The sequence below is a fragment of the Citrobacter sp. GW821-FHT02E08 genome, assembly GCF_059421685.1.
Genome location: NZ_JBWKVL010000004.1, coordinates 261,429 through 279,282, shown reverse-complemented (window position 1 = coordinate 279,282; position 17,854 = coordinate 261,429). Strand labels below are relative to the sequence as shown.

The following is a 17,854-nucleotide window of genomic DNA, read 5'->3' as shown; positions in this document are numbered from 1 at the left end:
GTTAACGGAACGGTATGGCGGGCATCATGTGCCCGTTATGCTGGGCGGGCGGCGGTGAGCTGCCCGCCAGCCACTGTGGAAAATCACGTAATGGCATCGGTTTCGCATACAGAAATCCTTGCAGTATATGTACGCCGTGTTGACGAAGATGTTGCGCCTGCGCTTGTGTCTCCACCCCTTCCGCCACCAGTTCGATATTCAACCGCTGTCCGAGGGCAATGATGATATCGGTCACTGTCGAATTCACCGCGTCGGTGCCGATGGCGCCGGTAAACGACTTATCGATCTTCAGAACATCTGGCCGCAGTTTTTCCAGCCACGACAGCGAGCTGTTTCCCGTCCCAAAATCATCAATCGCGAGTTTGACACCTTTACGGTGAAGTTCGCGGACCATGCGATAGTCCACATCAAGCAACGCATCCCGTTCTGTGAGTTCAAGAACGAGCTTCTGAATGGGTTGCGCTTTAAACCAGTAGTGATTGAGATCTTTTAACAGTACGCCATGACGAAAGTGGCTGGCCGCCACATTGATACCGATGTGAAACTGGCTGCTCATCGGAAAAAAATGCCGCTGGCGAACCGTTTCCTCGATCACGTAGCGGGTCAGTGGGGCAATGAGATGGTGCTCTTCGGCGATCGGAATAAACACATCCGGAGAGATCCAACCCTGGCGGGGATTATTCCAGCGCAGCAGAATTTCTACGCCAATACATTGTTGTGTACGTGCGTTCACTAATGGCTGACAAAAAAGCTCAAACTCGCGCGCGGCAAGGGCCAGATTGATCTCCCAGGAGAAACTCATTCTGTTGGCGGTCGCCAGCCACGTGAGATACCCCACCAACAGACTGAGCATCATGGCGAGCGGGAGCTGAGAAGGCAGATGCTTTAGCGCCAGTTCTCCCGCCCCTGGACCGGTCGCGCTAATGGTGAACGGAAAATATTGTGAGGAAAGCTGATAACGTTGTTCGCCATTAAGAGGGGGTAACGTGTCGACGACCCCTCTGCCATAAAGGAGATGGTGATTGCCGACGGACAAACTCGCGCTGGTGATTTGCGGCTGTTCTGGTTCAAGCAGCATATCCACCAGCAAATCGATGTTCACGATCACCAGCACCCCGTTTTTGCCATTGGATGATGACGGATACCACTGGATAAGAATAGGGCTGCCCTTGATAAGCGAGCGATCGATGGAGAGAAGAAGTAAAGGCTCTGGCGCCGGGAGATTTGCATGCAGTTGGTGGACCGGCACATTGCGATAGCCAAAGATGCTGGAGCAGTACAATACGCCCCCTTCGACCAGACCAATGGAACGGACCGTTTGCAGTTTGGCGGCCTGTTTACGCAGTGCTAAATGGGTGACTGAGCAGGGGAGGCCAATCAACGGCAGCATCACATCCCGACTGGAGTTGAGGGGACGCAGAACCTCATCCAGTGCGTTAACGGCATGATTGGCGAACGACACGGTTCGATGATGATTAAAATTTCGCTCTGACATAAAGCGGAAACATAACGTCAGGATGAGCGTGGTCAGCGCACAAATCGTGCAAACAATGAAACGGTTACGACGGTAGGTTTTGATGATCCGTTGAGCTGTTTGCATACGAGCTGCCCGATAAGCCGTTGGCAACAAAAGCCAACCGCGACAGAGCAAGTGTAGTGGGGAAAATTACAGTAGACGAGGGTGATGCGTAAAATTCGCCCATCCGTTGCAGATGGGCGAGGTTCAAGTATTAGTCACACTGCACTTTAATGGCCAGTCCGCCACGCGACGTTTCACGGTACTTGGCGTTCATGTCTTTGCCCGTTTCGTACATGGTTTCGATGACTTTATCCAGCGAGACGCGCGGTGCGCTGGTACGACGCATAGCCATACGCGCGGCGTTGATCGCTTTTACCGAGGCAATCGCGTTACGTTCAATACACGGCACTTGCACCTGACCCGCAACCGGATCGCAGGTTAAGCCCAGGTTGTGTTCCATGCCGATTTCGGCCGCCACACAAACCTGCTCCGGGCTGGCGCCCAGCAGTTCCGCCAGGCCCGCAGCAGCCATTGAACAGGCCACGCCAACTTCGCCCTGGCAGCCGACTTCAGCACCAGAAATAGAGGCGTTCATTTTATACAGTGCGCCGATAGCGCCAGCGGCCATAAAGTAACGGGTATAGATGTCCGGGCTGACTGACTCAATAAAATGGTCATAATAAGCCAGCACCGCAGGGACGATACCGCAGGCGCCGTTGGTTGGTGCCGTCACCACCCGGCCTCCCGCCGCGTTCTCTTCGTTAACGGCCAGGGCGAACATGTTCACCCAGTCGATAACGTTCATCGGATCGCTGGAGAGTTTGTCGCTGGAAACCAGCATCCGGCGTAACGCCGACGCACGGCGCGGAACGCGCAGCGGACCGGGCAGAATGCCTTCGGTGTTCATGCCGCGATCGATACAGGCTTGCATGGTTTGCCAGACATTGGCGAAATACTCTTCAATCTCTTTCTTGCTGTGCAGCGCCAGTTCGTTTTGCATCACCATGCCAGAAAGCGACAGGCCGGTGCTGTTGCAATATTCCAGCATCTCGGTGGCTGACTTGAACGGATAAGGCACGCTCACATCACCCGTTGCGTCCTGACCAAAATGCTCTTCATCAACGATAAAACCGCCGCCGATGGAATAATAGGTTTTGCTGTAGATGACGGTTTCGCCGTTCCACGCGTGGATCTGCATTCCGTTCTCGTGCAATGACAGATTGTCATTATGAAAACGCATCCCGTTATTGTGCGGGAAATCCACTTCATGCCGACCCTGAGCCAGCAACAGGCGTCCGCGCGTTTCAACGTCGCGGATAAAACCCGGGATGCTATCAATATCAACGGTGGCAGGTTCGTTCCCCGCCAGACCCATAATAATGGCGATATCCGTGTGGTGACCTTTACCCGTTAATGACAGCGAGCCGTATACATCCACGGCGACACGGGTAACGCTATCCAATAATCCTTTTTCGACCAGGTCATCGACGAACTGTTTACCCGCCTTCATAGGCCCTACAGTATGGGAGGATGAGGGACCAATCCCCACCTTAAACATGTCGAATAGACTAATCACGATAATACTCCTGACAGGGTAACTGGGGTTCCAGTAACGATGTAATAACTTTGCATAGTGTAAGAGGGAATAGGGCTATCAGCTTAACTATTCACATGAATTAAACTAATAGATAACCTTGCTTTTACTAATATTGGGCGTGGAGTTTCAAGTCGTGTTTGGTACGTGTAAAGTTAAGTATAGTCAGGGTCTCATGCCAATTTGCAGCGCCAGCTCACGAATAATTCCGGCCGTCATGCCCCAGACGAAATAATGCTCATACCAGGAAAGCCAGACGCGATGAGAGTCCCCGCGACGATACACATCCAGTGGATGATATCGCCTCAGTTGCAGCGCTTGCGCCAGCGGCATTTCAAACACGGCAGACACTTCATCTTCACTGGCGTGATAATGAAGATCGGGTGGGATGATGCCAACGACGGGCGTCACCCGAAACCCGGTAACGCTATCTACCGGAGGGAGTACCCCAATCACCTCGACGGCCTCTGGCGGGATCGCGACCTCTTCCTGGGCTTCGCGCAGCGCAGCGGCGATAAGCGACACATCACTGCTGTCTACCGCGCCGCCGGGAAAGGCCACCTGACCGGCGTGTTTGCGTAGATGGACGGAACGCTGGGTGAGCAGCAGTCCAGGCTGAGGGCGACGAACGACGGGGATCAGTACGGCGGCCTGACGGTTGTTCAGCGTTTCACGACTCATCTCAGGGCGTAAAAGTTGAAACCGTGATAAAAAATCATCGAGCGTCAGGCTGCTGTTATCCACGTCTTAGTTCTCCAGTTGATGCAAAATACGATTCACTTTATCAAACGTTTCCTGATATTCCGCCGCTTCCTGGCTGTCCGCCACAATCCCGCCGCCTGCGGAACACGAAAGTTTTCCCTCTGTCGCGCTCAGGGTGCGAATGGTGATGCTGGTATCCATATTGCCGCAAACGCTGAGATACCCGATGCTGCCGCACCAGGCATTGCGTCGCTGGGGCTCCAGTTCATCAATAATTTCCATCGCGCGTACTTTCGGCGCGCCGGTGATCGAACCGCCAGGGAAGGCGGCACGCAGCAGATCGGTGGCATGCAGGTGGTCGGGCAATTGTGCGGTGATGGTACTGACCAGATGGTGTACCGCCGGAAACGGCTCAACGACAAACAGTTCGGGCACCTTGACGGACCCTGGTACGGCAACGCGGCCAATATCATTGCGCATCAGATCGACAATCATCAGGTTTTCCGCCCTGTCTTTCGGTGAGCTGGCGAGTTTTTGCGCCTGCTGACGGTCATCGTGCGGATCCTCCAGACGCGGAAGTGTCCCTTTGATGGGGCGGGTCTGAATGTGGCCGTTCGCGAGTTGAATAAATCGTTCTGGTGAAAGGCTCAAAATAGCGCCATCTTCCAGACGTAAAAAGGCGCTGAAGGGGGCGCGGTTGGCCTGATTGAGACGCACAAAGGCTTGCCATTCGTCACCCTGATAGTCAGCCTGAAAACGCTGGGCAAGATTCACCTGATAGCAGTCGCCGCTGTGCAGATAAGCCTGTACCTGGCGAAATTTTTCACCATACTGCTCGCGCGTCATGTTCGACTGCCAGGCGGAGGTTAAGCTGAACGGCTCATGCACTGGCGCCTGTTGGCTTTCCAGCCAGTCGAGTCGTGCGAGTGCGTTCGAATGGCTGAGCAGCGACACGGTTTGCTTTTGGTTATCGACAATCAGCGCCCAGTCGTAAATTCCCACCGCCATATCCGGCAACGTGATATCGTGTTGGGCAATATCGGGCAGCGATTCAAAACGACGCCCCAGATCGTAGCCAAAAAGCCCCAGAGCTCCCCCCTGAAACGGAAAATCGTCGCTGTGCGATGGGGTCATCGCCAGCGATGCCAGCGCTGTCTGCACGACGTTCAGCGGATCATCCGTCGTTGTGGTGCAGTTATGCGCATCGCAGACCCGTGTTTTTTCTCCACGTGTGACCAGCGTCGTGATGGGATCGGCCACCAGAATGTCAAAGCGGTTATGCGGGTGATCCGCGTGACCAGAATGCAGAAGCATGGCCCAGGGGGTATGACTCAGCGGCGTAAAATAGTGTTCAGCGGCGTCCTGACGCCAGGGTAACTGGATTACAGCGGGAGATAACGTCTTCATCTGTCCTGACTCGTGACTACTCTACTGGCTATGTGCCGGGTAGCATGAAATAATTAGCGTTAACAATTTAGCAGGAGTTCATCATGTTTGCAGGTTTACCTTCACTCACGCACGATCAGCAGCAAAAAGCGGTAGAACGCATTCAGGAACTGATGTCACAAGGAATGAGTAGCGGGGAGGCGATTGCGCTGGTGGCTGCGGAGTTACGCGCCACCCATACCGGCGAGCGGATCGTGGCGCGTTTTGAGGATGAGGACGAATAACGCGACCTTAGACGGCAGCGATAATTTTAATCTCAACCTTATATTTCGGGTTCATTAACCCAGCCTGTACCGTGCAACGTACAGGCGCATGTCCGGCAACAACCCAGGCATCCCAGGCTTTGTTCATCGCCGCGAAATCACTTTTATCGGTAAGAAAAATGGTCGCATCCAGAATGCGCGCCTTATTGCTGCCTTGCTTTTCCAGTACGGCATCGATTTGCGCCAGGGTATTGGCCGTCTGCTCGAAGGCGTCAGCGTCCAGGTTCTCAGGTACGCCGGTGTAGTACAGGGTATTGTTGTGGATAACGACATCAGACCAACGGTCTTCGGCATCAATACGGACAATAGTCATCAATTACTCCTCGTTAGCGTTAAGGTTCCATTTTTACGCGGCAAGACTGCCACATTGTTATGCCGTCGTCACCTCTTCAACTGGCGAAAGATCCTCTGGCCTGACATAATCCCTGTTCAAATGAACAGGGGGTAGTGTGTCGGACGATTTTGCCGTAGACGGTCAGTTAGCGAAAGCGATAGCGGGTTTTAAGCCGCGCGAACCACAGCGACAAATGGCCGTTGCCGTGGCCCATGCGATTGAAACTTCGGCCCCTCTGGTCGTCGAAGCCGGAACAGGCACAGGGAAAACCTACGCCTATCTCGCGCCTGCGTTGCGCGCCAAAAAGAAAGTGATTATTTCAACGGGCTCGAAAGCGTTGCAGGATCAGCTCTACAGTCGCGATCTCCCTACCGTGGCAAACGCCCTGAAGTTCACCGGCAAACTGGCGCTGCTGAAAGGGCGCTCAAACTATTTGTGTCTGGAGCGTCTTGAACAGCAGGCGCTGGCCGGCGGTGACTTGCCGGTGCAAATTTTGAGCGACGTCATCTTACTGCGCTCCTGGTCTAATCAAACCCTTGATGGCGACATCAGTACCTGCGTTAGCGTGGCGGAAGACTCCCAGGCCTGGCCGCTGGTCACCAGCACCAACGACAACTGTCTGGGCAGCGATTGCCCGCTCTACAAAGAGTGCTTTGTGGTCAAAGCGCGTAAAAAAGCGATGGATGCCGATGTCGTGGTGGTCAACCACCATCTTTTTTTGGCTGACATGGTGGTGAAAGAGAGCGGTTTCGGTGAACTGATCCCCGAGGCCGAGGTGATGATCTTCGACGAAGCCCATCAACTTCCCGACATCGCAAGCCAGTATTTTGGACAGTCACTCTCCAGCCGACAGCTGCTTGATCTGGCAAAAGATTTTACGATTGCGTATCGCACCGAGCTCAAAGACACCCAACAACTGCAAAAATGCGCTGACCGCCTTGCCCAGAGTGCGCAAGATTTCCGTTTGCAATTAGGGGAGCCAGGCTACCGTGGGAACCTGCGCGAGCTTCTCGCCGATCCGCGCGTCCAGCGGGCCTTTCTGTTGCTCGATGACACGCTCGAACTGTGTTACGACGTCGCGAAACTTTCTCTGGGGCGCTCGGCGCTGTTAGACGCCGCCTTTGAGCGGGCCACGTTATACCGCACCCGCCTCAAACGCCTGAAAGAGATCAATCAGCCAGGCTACAGCTACTGGTATGAATGTACGTCACGGCATTTTACCCTGGCGCTGACGCCGCTGAGTGTTGCGGATAAATTCAAAGAGGTGATGGCGCAGAAACCCGGTAGCTGGATTTTTACCTCAGCGACCCTGTCGGTGAATGACGATCTCCACCACTTTACCGCGCGACTGGGGATTGAAGAGGCAGAATCCATGCTGCTTCCCAGTCCGTTCGATTACACGCAGCAGGCGCTGCTGTTAGTGCCGCGAAACCTGCCGCAGACCAACCAACCCGGCGCGGCGCGCCAGTTAGCCGCAATGCTAAGACCCATCATTGAAGCGAACAACGGGCGCTGCTTTATGCTGTGTACCTCGCACGCCATGATGCGCGACCTTGCCGAACAGTTCCGCGCCACCATGACGTTACCGGTGCTGCTGCAAGGCGAAACCAGCAAAGGTCAACTGCTGCAGCAGTTTGTTAGCGCGGGCAACGCGCTGCTGGTGGCGACCAGCAGTTTCTGGGAAGGCGTTGATGTGCGAGGCGATACCTTGTCGCTGGTGATTATCGACAAGCTGCCGTTTACCTCGCCGGATGACCCGTTGCTCAAAGCGCGAATGGAAGACTGCCGACTGCGCGGCGGCGATCCTTTCGATGAGGTTCAGTTACCGGATGCGGTTATCACCCTGAAGCAGGGGGTGGGGCGCCTGATCCGTGATGCCGATGACCGTGGCGTGCTGGTGATTTGTGATAACCGACTCGTTATGCGTCCCTATGGCGCGACGTTCCTGGCCAGTCTCCCGCCTGCGCCGCGCACCCGGGATATTGCTCGCGCCGTCCGGTTTCTTGCCCTCCCATCGGTTAAGTAATTTGTTACGGAGTATGGTAAGATACGCGCCATTTTATTGATCTAAGCACGAAGACCCATGCGAATTCTGGCTATCGATACCGCCACAGAAGCCTGTTCTGTTGCCCTGTGGAATGACGGTAATATCAACGCTCAATTTGAGCTTTGCCCACGAGAACACACCCAACGAATCTTGCCGATGGTTCAGGATATCCTGGCAACCAGCGGCACAACGCTTGCCGAAATCAACGCGCTGGCCTTTGGCCGCGGGCCGGGGAGCTTTACCGGCGTGCGCATTGGTATCGGTATTGCGCAAGGTCTGGCGTTGGGGGCCTCTCTTCCGATGATCGGTGTCTCGACGCTGGCAACGATGGCGCAGGGCGCCTGGCGTAAAACCGGCGCCACCCGCGTTCTGGCGGCGATTGACGCCCGAATGGGCGAAGTCTACTGGGCAGAATATCAGCGCGACGAAAATGGCGTATGGCACGGTGAAGATACTGAAGCGGTGTTAAAACCGGATGCTGTACTCGCACGGTTAAAGCAACTTTCCGGCGAGTGGGCCACGGTGGGCACGGGTTGGCCTGCATGGCCGGAACTGGCAAACGAGAGCGGTCTGGCGCTGCGTGATGGCGACGTCTTGCTGCCTGCGGCAGAAGATATGCTGCCGTTAGCCAGCCAAATGCTGGCGGCAGGAAAAACCGTCGCCGTTGAGCATGCCGAACCGGTTTATTTGCGTAACAACGTGGCGTGGAAGAAACTTCCCGGTAAAGAATGAATCTCAGTAGTATTAGCCTGATGCAGTGATATGCGCTGAGAAGAAGGAGTCGCATTATGGCGGTTCACAGACAGATTGTTAAAGGAATGCTGGCGGCAGCCGTTGCGCTTATGCTGAGTGGCTGCGTCACCGTTCCGGATGCTATCAAAGGGTCGAGTCCAACGCCGCAACAGGATCTGGCGCGGGTGATGAACGCGCCGCAACTGTATGTCGGCCAGGAAGCGCGTTTTGGCGGCAAAGTGGTGGACGTGCAAAACCAGCAGGGGAAAACCCGTCTGGAGATCGCGACGGTGTCTCTGGATAGCGGCGCGCGACCGGTGCTCGGCGAAGTGTCACGCGGACGCATTATGGCAGACGTGAACGGGTTCCTTGACCCGGTTGATTTTCGTGGTCAACTGGTTACTGTCGTCGGCCCAATCAGCGGAACTGTCGACGGTAAAATCGGCAATACCCCGTATAAATTTATGCTGATGCAGGTTACGGGCTATAAGCGCTGGCGGGTTACGCAACAGGTTGTGATGCCGCCTCAGCCGATTGATCCGTGGTTTTACGGTGCACGCGCCAGACACTATGGTTACGGCTATGGTTATGGCGGATGGTATAACCCCGGCCCCGTCCAGGTTCAGACGATAGTAACAGAGTAACTCATTGTTTTGTCGATAAAAGAAACAGCGGCTCGTCCGCTGTTTCTGCATTAATACGGATAGAAGAAAAATAAATAGTGACGCGCTTCGCAACCTTTCAGTTGAGTAATTAATAAACTGGTACGCTGAGTTAATATTATGTTAACGGCTTGTTTATTTACTGGGGTTGTGATGACGACGAACACGCATTTTAGAGGTGATGTTTTGAAGAAGGTTTGGCTTAACCGTTATCCCGCAGATGTCCCGGCGGAGATCAATCCTGACCGTTATCAATCCCTGGTGGAACTGTTCGAACAGGCTTCGGCGCGCTACGCCGATCAGCCTGCGTTCGTCAATATGGGGGAGGTGATGACCTTCCGCAAACTCGAAGAGCGTAGCCGGGCATTTTCGGCGTATTTGCAGCAGGGGCTCGGGCTTAAAAAGGGCGATCGTGTCGCGCTGATGATGCCGAACCTGTTGCAGTACCCTGTCGCACTGTTTGGTATCCTGCGTGCCGGGATGATCGTGGTCAACGTCAATCCCCTGTATACACCGCGTGAACTGGAGCATCAGCTCAACGACAGTGGCGCGACGGCCATCGTGATTGTCTCCAACTTTGCCCATACGCTGGAAAAAGTGGTTGAGAAAACGGCCGTAAAACACGTGATCCTGACCCGTATGGGCGATCAGCTCTCGACGGCGAAAGGCACACTGGTTAACTTCGTAGTGAAATACATTAAGCGTCTGGTGCCGAAGTACCATCTGCCGGATGCGATTTCATTTCGTAGCGCGTTACAGAACGGCTATCGCATGCAATATGTGAAGCCTGAGGTGGTGCCTGAAGATCTGGCTTTTCTGCAGTATACCGGTGGCACGACTGGGGTGGCGAAAGGGGCGATGCTGACGCACCGCAATATGCTGGCAAACCTCGAGCAGGTGAATGCTACCTACGGGCCGCTGTTGCATCCGGGTAAAGAGCTGGTGGTCACCGCGCTGCCGCTGTATCACATCTTCGCCCTGACCATGAACTGCTTACTGTTCATTGAACTGGGCGGTCAAAACCTGCTGATCACCAACCCGCGTGATATCCCTGGTCTGGTTAAAGAGCTGGCGAAATACCCGTTCACCGCCATGACGGGCGTGAACACGCTGTTTAATGCCCTGTTAAATAACAAAGAGTTCCAGCAGCTCGACTTTTCTACCTTGCATCTGTCAGCAGGTGGCGGAATGCCTGTCCAGCAAGCCGTAGCGGAGCGCTGGGTGAAGCTGACCGGGCAATACCTGCTGGAAGGTTACGGGCTGACCGAATGCTCGCCGCTGGTGAGCGTTAACCCGCATGATATCGACTATCACAGCGGCAGTATTGGCTTACCGGTTCCCTCCACCGAGGTCAAACTGGTGGACGATGATGACAACGAAGTGCCGCCGGGAGAGCCGGGCGAGCTGTGCATCAAAGGCCCACAGGTGATGCTGGGTTACTGGCAGCGTCCCGACGCGACGGATGAGATCGTCAAAGGGGGCTGGTTGCATACCGGTGATATCGCGGTGATGGATGAAGAAGGTTTCCTGCGCATCGTTGACCGTAAAAAGGACATGATTCTGGTCTCCGGCTTCAACGTCTATCCGAACGAGATTGAAGATGTGGTCATGCAGCATCCTGGCGTTCAGGAAGTGGCCGCGGTGGGCGTGCCATCCGGCAGCAGCGGCGAGGCGGTGAAGATTTTTGTGGTGAAAAAAGACGCTTCTCTCACCGATGAGGCGTTGGTCACTTTCTGTCGTCGCCATCTGACGGGCTACAAAGTGCCTAAGCTGGTGGAATTCCGTGACGAGTTGCCAAAATCTAACGTCGGAAAAATTTTGCGACGAGAATTACGTGACGAAGCGCGTGGCAAAGTAGACAATAAGGCATAAGCTTTAAATGAGTCGTCAGACGCCGGTTAAGCCGGCGTTTTTTTTGGCGCAAACCTAAGAGAACACGATTTGAATTACCAAATGATCACGACGGACGACGCACTGGCAACCCTGTGCGAAGCGGTCCGTGCGTTTAAGGCCATTGCCCTGGACACTGAATTTGTCCGCACGCGCACCTATTATCCGCAGTTGGGTCTTATCCAGCTGTTTGATGGCGAACACGTTGCGCTGATTGATCCGCACGGGATCACCGACTGGTCCCCACTGCGCGCCATTTTACGCGATACCGCCATTACCAAATATCTGCATGCGGGCAGTGAAGATCTGGAAGTGTTTCTGAATACCTTTGGTGAACTGCCGCAGCCGCTGATCGACACGCAAATCCTCGCCGCATTTTGCGGACGTCCCTTGTCATGGGGATTTGCATCGATGGTGGAAGAGTTCACCGGCGTAGCGCTGGACAAGAGTGAATCCCGTACCGACTGGCTGGCCAGACCGTTAACGGAGCGCCAGTGTGAGTATGCGGCGGCCGATGTCTGGTATCTATTACCGATCACCGCAAAGCTGATGGCGGAAACGCAAGAGAGTGGTTGGTTGCCAGCTGCGCTGGATGAGTGTCGTTTGATGCAGCAACGCCGTCAGGAGATCCTCGCGCCTGAAGACGCCTGGCGTGAAATTACCAACGCCTGGCAGCTGCGTACCCGTCAACTGGCCTGCCTGCAATTATTGGCCGACTGGCGACTGCGTAAAGCGCGTGAGCGCGATCTGGCGGTCAATTTTGTGGTGCGCGAAGAACATCTGTGGGCTGTTGCCCGCTATATGCCAGGCAGTCTGGGGGAACTCGACGGTCTTGGGCTTTCCGGCAGTGAAATTCGTTTTCACGGCAAGACGCTGATTTCGCTGGTGGCACAAGCGCAGGCGCTCCCGGAAGAGAGCCTCCCGCAACCCTTGCTGAATCTGATGGATATGCCGGGCTACCGCAAGGCATTCAAAGCCATCAAGGCGCTGGTTGCCGACGTCAGTGCGGCGCATAATCTCAGCGCCGAGCTGCTCGCCTCCCGCCGCCAGATAAACCAGTTGCTCAACTGGCACTGGAAGCTAAAACCGCAGGCGACATTGCCGGAGCTGATTTCCGGATGGCGCGCGGAGCTGATGGCCGAACAGCTCAACCGTCTGCTGCAAGAGTATCCCCGCTAAACCAGACGAAAACGGGAGCCAGGCGCTCCCGTTATTCGGCCGTGAGATCATAAGTCCAGCACCAGTCGCTTACCTTTGGCGCGTGAGCAGCAGATGAGCAGACTTTGCTGGCTGGCTTTTTCATCGTCACTGAAATACTGATCCCGGTGATCGGCTTCCCCTTCGAGAATCGCCGTTTCACATGTGCCGCACACCCCTTCACGGCACAAACACTCCACCTTCGCCGCTTTGTTATTTTCGATCACCTGCAAAATCGTCATCTCTTCGGGGACCACAAATTCGCGTCCCGAACGGGCCAGCACGAGGGTAAAGACATCGCCCACCTTATCTTCAACGGCAAATTGTTCAAAATGCAGAGCATCTTTGTCGATGCCGAGAGCGGCAGCCTCGCGTCTTACGGCGTCGTTAAGTGCTGCCGGACCGCAGGTATAGATATGGGTGCCCGGTTCAACATCCGCCAGCAGACGCGCCAGTTCCAACCGTGTGCCTTCTGACGAAAGGTGCAGATGAATACGGGAGGCATTGATGTGCTGAGATAACTCACTGTGAAACGCGCAACTCTCCTGGCTGTGGGCACAATAATGGAGCTGCCACTGCGCCTGGCGCTGTTCCAGTTCGGGTATCTGAGAGAGGAATGGGGTGATCCCAATTCCCCCGGCGATCAGCAGATGTTTTTTCGCCTGCGGTGCGAGCGCGAAGAGATTCTTCGGGGTGGACACGGTGAGCGTGTCGCCGGGTTTCACCTGCTGATGCAGATAGCGGGATCCCCCTTTGGAGTTTTCCTCCAGCCTCACGGCAATTTGCCAGTGAGAGGTATCCAGCGGGGAACTCATCAGCGAATAGGCATTGCTATAGAGCTGATTGCCCTCACGCATTTGGACAATAATATGACTACCGCCGCTGAAGGCGGGTAACGCGCCGCCCGACGCAGCGACCAAGGTAAAACGCTTTACATGCGCGGTGAGGGTTTCAACCTGACTCACCCGCACCTGATGCATTTGATATTCGGACATCGCAGCACTCCCTTAAAAATCAGCCCGACGCTGCGCATTGGCCGCGTCGGGACCTGTCATCGTTACAGCCCCTGGCAGAGGTATTTCATCTCCAGATAATCTTCGATCCCGTACTCTGACCCTTCGCGCCCCAGCCCCGACTGTTTGACGCCGCCAAACGGCGCGACTTCATTGGAGATGAGTCCGGTATTGATCCCCACCATCCCGTACTCAAGCTGTTCTGAAACGCGCCAGATCCGCGCGGCGTCATTGGTGTAGAAATACGATGCCAGGCCATAAATGGTGTCATTAGCCTGACGGATAACATCCTGTTCATCGTCGAATTTCACCAGTGCGGCAACCGGGCCAAAGATCTCTTCCTGCAACAGTTGAGAGCCTGGCTGCACGTTGCCTATCACCGTGGGGGTAAAGAAATTGCCGCCTGCCGCATGACGCTGGCCGCCGGTTAACAGCGTGGCGCCACGGGTCAGCGCATCGTCGAGCAGGGACTGCACTTTTTGCACGGCATCACTGTTGATCAGCGGTCCTGTTTGTACGCCGGGCTGACTGCCGTCGCCCACCCGCAGCGCCGCGACCCTGGCGACGAATTTCTCGCAAAACGCGTCGTAAATGGCGTGATGAATATAAAAGCGGTTTACGCACACGCAGGTTTGCCCGGCATTACGGAATTTGGCGACCAGCGCGCCTTCCACGGCTTTGTCGAGGTCGGCATCTTCAAAGACGATAAACGGCGCGTTACCGCCCAGCTCCAGCGACACCTTTTTAATGCTGTCGGCACACTGGCGCATCAGGACACGGCCCACTTCGGTTGACCCCGTGAAGGAGAGTTTGCGCACGCGCTCATCACCGGTGAATACCGCCCCGATATCGCGGGACTTACCGGTCACGACATTGATAACACCGGACGGGATCCCCGCCTGTCGCGCCAGTTCCGCCAGCGCCAGCGCGGTGAATGGCGTTTCATTCGCCGGTTTGAGCACCATCGTACAACCTGCCGCGAGCGCAGGCCCGGCTTTGCGGGTGATCATCGCCGCAGGGAAGTTCCACGGCGTGATGGCGGCACAGACGCCAATTCCCTGGCGGATCACCATCAACCGTTTATCGGTGGACGGGGAGGGGATAACGTCGCCGTTGGTGCGTTTTCCCTGCTCGGCAAACCATTCGATAAACGACGCGGCGTAGGCAATTTCCCCCTCTGCCTCCGCCAGCGGCTTACCTTGCTCGGCGGTCATGATCTGCGCCAGCGCAGAGGTGTTGTCGAGGATCAGACGATGCCAGGCTTTGAGTAACATCCCACGCTGAGCGGCAGTCATCGCCCGCCAGGCCGGTAATGCCTGCGAGGCGGCGTCAACCGCCTGACGCGCTTCCTCTGCGCCCATATTGGGGATTTTTCCCAGCGTCGCGCCCGTTGCCGGGTTCGTCACCGCCAGCGTGGCGTCATCATCGGCATCTCGCCAGACGCCAGCAATGAACGCTTGTTGACGAAAAAGTGAAGACTGAAATACGGACATGGCTCTCTCCCTGTACAATTAATTCTGGAACACCTGGGCGACCAGATTATGGAAATGGGCGATACCGTGCTCGGAAATTCCGCTCCCGCTGGTATCCGCCATAATGCGCCCCTGACCGCGATAGCCGCGTGATTTCAGCCCTTTTTGTACGCTTTCGACCAGACGTAAATCTTCCGGGCGGAACACGTCGCGATACCATTCGATCAGCGACTTCTGCTCATCCGTTAATTCTTCGTTGGTAAAGTAGATATCGTAGTTTTGCAGGGTGGTTTCCGCATCAACCGGGAATTCATAGATAACGGTCATCATCCCCTTGATAGGGGTGACATTGAGCATGGTGCAGGGCCACAGCCAGAAACCGTGGAAGGCGGCATCCACACCCTCTTCAAATTTGAATGACTGCTCAGACGGTTTGGCAAAACCGTACTGCAGCGTCCAGTTTCCATGCATGGTATGCCAGTAGCGATCCACCTGTACGGAATCAGAGAAGCCAGGGTGTGCCGGGCCACAGTGGTAGCATTCCAGATAGTTGTCGACGATATTCTTCCAGTTTGCCGGGGTGCGGGTGGTAAAACGGGCCGCGAGTTTCAGGTCATGAACCTCCGGGCACGCCTCCACCACTTTTGCCGCCAGCCCCGGTAACTGCTCCTCAACGCTGGCCGCATTAGGGTCCATGTTGATAAAGACAAAACCGGCGTACTCTTCAAGGCGAACCGGGGTGAGGTGGGCCTTTTCACTGTCGAAATTGGCGACGTTTTCACAGTTACGGGCGTGAGCGAGATTGCCATCCAGCTTGAAAGCCCAGGCATGGTACGGGCAGGTAATCACGTTTTTCGCTTTCCCTTCGCCGCTCAGTAACTGATGACCGCGATGCGGGCAGACGTTATAGAAGGCGCGCAGAATATTGTCGCGACCGCGCACCAGGACGATATTTTCACCGATGATCTCACGGGTCACATAATCATTCGGCTTCGCCAGTTCGCTGCTGTGCGCGACGCAAATCCAGCTATTGGCAAACACGTTCTCTTTTTCATGTTCGAATGCCTGCTGGTTAGTGTAAAAGCGTGCCGGAATGGTCCAGGCATCCTGTGGGTTTGCACAAAAGTTGTCAGGCAAAACAAATTCAGGGCTCAGATTGCTCATAGGGTTACCTTTTATTTTTTGTCAGTAAGAGGATGTTGGCTCGTGGCGCTCAGTGGTCGCCTTTGAGTATTGTCCCGGCGGGCAGCGTGGGCGTTGATACGGGCGCGCGCTCCTGCGTTTCGGGAAGACTGCTTTCAATTTGATGGGCAGGGACGTGGGCATAGTCCTGCTTTAACCAGCGAATAAAGCCAAAGACCTTCACCAGTAAGATGGCGAGGAACGGAAGCGCTGTCAGTACCACGGTAGTTTTCATTGTTTCCAGCGAGGCGCCGGTAAACAAAATCGACAGCGGAATCAGGGTAATAACCACACACCAGAAGAGACGCAGTCCACGCTCAGGATCTTCACCTTCCTGCAGGTTTCGCGTGCTGGTCGCCGCCATGGTATAGGCCACCGCATCCATGTGGGAGGCGAGGAAAATAATCATCACCGCCAGATACGCCGCCAGGAACAGCTTACCGGCCGGGAGCGACATCAATACTTGCTGCACGGCGGTTTCGCCACCCAGCGTTTGCATAATCTGCGGAACGTTGATCACACCGTTAATAAACTGATGGATGGCATAACTTTCCATCACGCCGAAGAAGAACCAGCAGCCGACGGTGCTGCCGAGGATCAGCGCCCAGATGACTTCTTTAATCTTACGACCGCGCGACACGCGAGTAACGAACATCGCCACGCCTGGGGTATAAGAGATCCACCACAGCCAGTAAAACACGGTCCAGTTGCGGGTAAATGAACCGTCGCCAAGCGGGTCAGTGAACAGACTCATTTGCAGGAAATTCTGCGTGGTCAGGCCAATGGCGTTGATGATGCTGTTGGTAATAAACTCGGTTGGGCCAACGATGAGCACCAGCAGCGGCAGCAGAAACGCGCCCCAACCGACCATTTTGCTCAGGCGTTGCAGGCCATTGTTGATGCCAATCCAGGAGCTAAGGCAGAAAATTCCGCCGGAAAGCAGGATAACGAAGGCCTGCACCGTGAAGTTATCCGGTAATCCGGTCAGCGCAGACAACCCGCGAGTAAAGGTGGCCGCGGTGACGACCAGAGAGATGGTCAATGCGCCGACGGTGGCGATCAGGAACATCAGGTCGACCAGACGGCCCCAGACGCCTTGCGGATGCACGCCGGTGATGGCGGCAATAATCCCCGAGAGGCTTAATCCTTTATTTTTACGCACATGGAAATGGTAGGCCATGATTAATGAGGCCAGGGTATAGGTTGCCCACGCGCTGATCCCCCAGTGGAAGAAGGAGTAGGGGATGCTAAATTCGAGGGCTTTTTGCGAGTTCGGCGCGATATTCAGACCCGGAGTCTGGTAGTAATACGCCCATTCCGCAACGCCCCAGTAGAGCGTGGAAGAACCCAATCCGGCGCAGATAAACATAAATAACCAGGACAGGGTACTGTACTCCGGTTTTCCCTCCCCCAGGCGAATATTGCCGTATTTACTGGTCGCCAGATAAATGACCAGTCCCATTGCCAATAGCACCAGGACCTGAACAGCGGAACCGAGCATCCGGGTAACGCCGTTAAAAATGGTGTTTGCTGCTTGCGCAGACTGCTGGGGGAAGAGGCTTAATGTTGCTGCGATAAAAAGGATGGCCAGTAAGCTGATGGCGATCAGCGGCACATCTTTTTTCTTTTTTACATTGCTCAACATGGGTGATCTCCTGGGCGTCGTCGCCCGTATTTGGCATTGGCCTGTTGTTGTAATCACGCTGTAGGGTCAAGACTTGTTACTGCTGTATTAACGATTTAATTATTTAGTTGTTACATGAATTAAACAATTAGCGGATGCGTGAAGCAATAAAACACG

15 protein-coding genes are annotated in these 17,854 nt (G+C 55.1%); 6 read left to right on the top strand and 9 right to left on the bottom strand.

What is annotated here, in order from left to right; translation table 11 throughout:
* Position 1: 1 nt before the first annotated feature.
* From AC07UY_RS07865 to pabB, 4 genes are all read right to left on the bottom strand, one after another.
* Positions 2-1,600 carry an EAL domain-containing protein gene (locus tag AC07UY_RS07865; RefSeq protein ID WP_494700997.1) on the bottom strand — a complete coding sequence of 533 codons (1,599 nt, stop codon included), beginning with the start codon at positions 1,598-1,600 and terminating at the stop codon, positions 2-4.
* Positions 1,601-1,730: 130 nt separating this feature from the next.
* Positions 1,731-3,095: an L-serine ammonia-lyase gene (gene sdaA / locus AC07UY_RS07860; protein ID WP_203358105.1), complete on the bottom strand. Its 1,365-nt coding sequence runs from the start codon at positions 3,093-3,095 to the stop codon at positions 1,731-1,733.
* A gap of 183 nt (positions 3,096-3,278) precedes the next feature.
* A complete protein-coding gene (locus AC07UY_RS07855) occupies positions 3,279-3,857 on the bottom strand; it encodes a CoA pyrophosphatase (RefSeq protein WP_494700996.1) in 579 nt (192 codons plus the stop codon).
* A 3-nt stretch (positions 3,858-3,860) separates the two neighbouring features.
* Positions 3,861-5,222 carry an aminodeoxychorismate synthase component 1 gene (gene pabB / locus AC07UY_RS07850; RefSeq protein ID WP_494659914.1) on the bottom strand — a complete coding sequence of 454 codons (1,362 nt, stop codon included), beginning with the start codon at positions 5,220-5,222 and terminating at the stop codon, positions 3,861-3,863.
* 83 nt (positions 5,223-5,305) lie between these two features.
* Between pabB and AC07UY_RS07845 the strand changes: the two genes are divergently transcribed.
* Positions 5,306-5,485, top strand: coding sequence for a YoaH family protein (locus AC07UY_RS07845; protein ID WP_203358102.1), 180 nt, complete (start codon positions 5,306-5,308; stop codon positions 5,483-5,485).
* A 7-nt stretch (positions 5,486-5,492) separates the two neighbouring features.
* Here AC07UY_RS07845 and AC07UY_RS07840 read toward each other — a convergent pair whose 3' ends face one another.
* Complete coding sequence (locus AC07UY_RS07840) at positions 5,493-5,837, bottom strand: RidA family protein (protein ID WP_203358101.1); 345 nt, start codon at positions 5,835-5,837, stop codon at positions 5,493-5,495.
* Positions 5,838-5,973: 136 nt separating this feature from the next.
* On the opposite strand from AC07UY_RS07840, the gene yoaA reads away from it, so the two are divergent.
* The 5 genes from yoaA to rnd all read left to right on the top strand — a co-directional run bounded on the left by yoaA (position 5,974) and on the right by rnd (position 12,368).
* Complete coding sequence (yoaA, locus tag AC07UY_RS07835; protein ID WP_494700995.1) at positions 5,974-7,884, top strand: DNA repair helicase YoaA; 1,911 nt, start codon at positions 5,974-5,976, stop codon at positions 7,882-7,884.
* Between the two features lie 57 nt (positions 7,885-7,941).
* A complete protein-coding gene (tsaB, locus tag AC07UY_RS07830; RefSeq protein WP_203358099.1) occupies positions 7,942-8,637 on the top strand; it encodes a tRNA (adenosine(37)-N6)-threonylcarbamoyltransferase complex dimerization subunit type 1 TsaB in 696 nt (231 codons plus the stop codon).
* A gap of 56 nt (positions 8,638-8,693) precedes the next feature.
* Positions 8,694-9,281, top strand: coding sequence for a Slp family lipoprotein (locus AC07UY_RS07825; RefSeq protein ID WP_494700994.1), 588 nt, complete (start codon positions 8,694-8,696; stop codon positions 9,279-9,281).
* A gap of 204 nt (positions 9,282-9,485) precedes the next feature.
* Positions 9,486-11,171 carry a long-chain-fatty-acid--CoA ligase FadD gene (gene fadD / locus AC07UY_RS07820; RefSeq protein WP_494659912.1) on the top strand — a complete coding sequence of 562 codons (1,686 nt, stop codon included), beginning with the start codon at positions 9,486-9,488 and terminating at the stop codon, positions 11,169-11,171.
* 81 nt (positions 11,172-11,252) lie between these two features.
* A complete protein-coding gene (rnd, locus tag AC07UY_RS07815; RefSeq protein ID WP_494659986.1) occupies positions 11,253-12,368 on the top strand; it encodes a ribonuclease D in 1,116 nt (371 codons plus the stop codon).
* Between the two features lie 47 nt (positions 12,369-12,415).
* Here rnd and AC07UY_RS07810 read toward each other — a convergent pair whose 3' ends face one another.
* The 4 genes from AC07UY_RS07810 to AC07UY_RS07795 form a co-directional block, all read right to left on the bottom strand.
* Complete coding sequence (locus AC07UY_RS07810) at positions 12,416-13,381, bottom strand: PDR/VanB family oxidoreductase (RefSeq protein ID WP_494700993.1); 966 nt, start codon at positions 13,379-13,381, stop codon at positions 12,416-12,418.
* A 62-nt stretch (positions 13,382-13,443) separates the two neighbouring features.
* Entirely contained in the window at positions 13,444-14,892 is a 1,449-nt protein-coding gene (locus tag AC07UY_RS07805) for an NAD-dependent succinate-semialdehyde dehydrogenase (protein WP_494659910.1), read from the bottom strand.
* A gap of 18 nt (positions 14,893-14,910) precedes the next feature.
* Entirely contained in the window at positions 14,911-16,035 is a 1,125-nt protein-coding gene (gene yeaW, locus AC07UY_RS07800; RefSeq protein WP_494659909.1) for a carnitine monooxygenase, oxygenase subunit YeaW, read from the bottom strand.
* 49 nt (positions 16,036-16,084) lie between these two features.
* Positions 16,085-17,698, bottom strand: a complete 1,614-nt coding sequence (locus AC07UY_RS07795; protein ID WP_494659908.1) for a BCCT family transporter — start codon at positions 17,696-17,698, stop codon at positions 16,085-16,087.
* Positions 17,699-17,854: the final 156 nt, after the last annotated feature.